This window comes from Clostridium cuniculi, from assembly GCF_004353185.1.
GTDB lineage: Bacteria > Bacillota > Clostridia > Clostridiales > Clostridiaceae > Clostridium > Clostridium cuniculi.
In genome coordinates this window covers 1-2,004 of record NZ_SMUS01000087.1, presented here as the reverse complement: position 1 = coordinate 2,004, position 2,004 = coordinate 1, and the positions used below count along the sequence as shown (strand labels likewise).

General features: G+C 26.9%; 7 protein-coding genes. All 7 read left to right on the top strand.

Features of this window, described 5'->3' with window-relative positions; all coding sequences use genetic code 11:
- The first annotated feature begins 181 nt into the window (after positions 1-181).
- On the top strand, positions 182-370 hold the full coding sequence (locus EJJ37_RS19635; protein WP_133017111.1) for a hypothetical protein: 189 nt from the start codon (positions 182-184) through the stop codon (positions 368-370).
- A gap of 14 nt (positions 371-384) precedes the next feature.
- Entirely contained in the window at positions 385-588 is a 204-nt protein-coding gene (locus EJJ37_RS19630) for a hypothetical protein (protein ID WP_133017110.1), read from the top strand.
- A gap of 30 nt (positions 589-618) precedes the next feature.
- Positions 619-807, top strand: coding sequence for a hypothetical protein (locus EJJ37_RS19625; RefSeq protein WP_133017109.1), 189 nt, complete (start codon positions 619-621; stop codon positions 805-807).
- A 38-nt stretch (positions 808-845) separates the two neighbouring features.
- A complete protein-coding gene (locus tag EJJ37_RS19620) occupies positions 846-1,037 on the top strand; it encodes a hypothetical protein (RefSeq protein ID WP_133017108.1) in 192 nt (63 codons plus the stop codon).
- A 34-nt stretch (positions 1,038-1,071) separates the two neighbouring features.
- Positions 1,072-1,467 carry a zinc ribbon domain-containing protein gene (locus EJJ37_RS19615; RefSeq protein WP_243124928.1) on the top strand — a complete coding sequence of 132 codons (396 nt, stop codon included), beginning with the start codon at positions 1,072-1,074 and terminating at the stop codon, positions 1,465-1,467.
- A gap of 61 nt (positions 1,468-1,528) precedes the next feature.
- Entirely contained in the window at positions 1,529-1,684 is a 156-nt protein-coding gene (locus EJJ37_RS20585; RefSeq protein ID WP_166484780.1) for a hypothetical protein, read from the top strand.
- 42 nt (positions 1,685-1,726) lie between these two features.
- Positions 1,727-1,873 (top strand): hypothetical protein, encoded by a 147-nt coding sequence (locus EJJ37_RS20580; protein ID WP_166484860.1) that lies wholly within the window; start codon positions 1,727-1,729, stop codon positions 1,871-1,873.
- Positions 1,874-2,004: the final 131 nt, after the last annotated feature.

The following is a 2,004-nucleotide window of genomic DNA, read 5'->3' as shown; positions in this document are numbered from 1 at the left end:
AAGCGGTCTTCAGAAGGTTATGAGAAATGAGGGCGTGGGATATATTACACTTACTGATTTAGTTGATAATAAAGAAACAATTATAGCTTTACAAGAAATTGTAAGTTTTGGATATAGCAACATTTAAAAATAATTATTAAAGTTAGTCATTTGAATTAAAGAAGAAGGAGATGAGTTCAACATGACCAAAACGCAAATAGAAAGAAAATATAACGTTGAATTAAAAAGATTTTTAGTTGGAAGCGGAGCAAGAGCTAATCACAAATGGTATTGGAAATGTACTAAACAAGGAATTACAGTAATTGGTTACAAAAAGACATTAAAAGATGTGAAAGATGCGTTAGAACAACTTAAAATTATTACGAATTAATTAGGAGGGAAATTATGATTTATTTAATACAAGAAGAAACAACACTTTTTACACTAGGAATAACAACCAGAACGAAAATTAAAGGTTATTATGAATGTAATAGTGAAGAAGAAGTAAAAGAATTTTGTAAAAAGAAAACTAAAGCAATTAAAGGCACTTATAACAAAGATAGAATGGATAAGATATATTCTTATAAAGAAATATCAAAGTTAAATTAGCTCACAATTCAAAAATTTTGGGAGAAAGTTATGGCTAAAAAGTTATCAGAGATAATTAAAGAGTTAGAAGAAAAGGGAGCTATAAGAGATTGTTTTCTACATAGAGGATATTATGATGGAAGACTTGAGTTAAATATAGAATTTAATAATGATGTAGCGGATGAAATACTAGAGAAAAGCGAAATAAGAGAAGAAGATTTATGTGCTTTTTGGGAGTGATATTCGTGTTTACGAATAATTCAAAAAGGCGATTGTAGATGAAAAATAAAAGATATATTAGATTATCTAAAAAAATGAAAGCACATTGTACTGGTAATTGTCATGGTGGCAAAAAAACAGAATGTAAATATTACAAAACTTGTTTTAGTACAGGATATCTAATATTTCCTAAATTAGATAGTTTGAGATATTTACAACTAAGACTGAAAGGAATAACTGTTAGAAAGTAATTTACAGTTTTAAATAAAGGGGAAGGAGTAAATTATGGAAGAAATTAAAAATAAATTATTTAAAGTCCTTGATAACTGTGAAACTAAACAATTAGCACAGATTTTTGAAAATTATATGAAAAATAAAGGATTTAAAAAAGTAGATAGAAGAAGAAAAGATAATACAAATACCTATTCTATACATGGTGATTGTTGTAATTGGAATAGAGTTGAGTGTTATTTTCATAAAGAATTTAAGGGATATAATAACGATTGTGATTTAGATATAACATTAAGAAAAAGAGCAGGGTACTATCTTATTGTTGGTAATAAAGATAACAGAGCATTTGAAAGAAGTTTTAATGATATAGTGCATTATGATGAAAGTTTATTAAGTAAATTGTTTAAACAGCATAAAGAACTATTTGAAGAATTATTTAAGCTAATATAATTCACAATACAAAAAATTAGGAGCATTTTGAAATTATTGTAAAGGAGATTTAGGAGTTTTTATGAAAATATGTGATGGATTTGAATGTGATAATGAAAAATACAATAGAGGGTGTATTTGCTGTAATGAATGCGTTGTAAGGGATTGTAAAGATAGATGTGAACAAGAATGGAAAAATTGTGGTCAAGGTATAAAAGAAATTTTTAAATTAAAGTAACGAACAATTCAAAAATATTGCGAAGAAAGGAATGAAATTTAAATGTATGTATTAGTTTTTGAAGCTTGGAATGGGAAAAGATGTGAAGTTTGTTTCAGTGAGGAAGAAGCGAAAAAAAGATATTGGGAGCTAGATGAAATTTATTCAGAAGTTCATTTGCTGAAAGTAGAAAAAGAAATACCAATGTAGGAGGAATAGGGAATGAGCATTTATTGCAGCATAGTTTTAAGTGTTCATTCTCATATAAAAATCAGTATCAATAAATAAGGAGCGATTTTATGGAATTTAATGTTATGACCGAGTGTATAGCTTGTAATGAA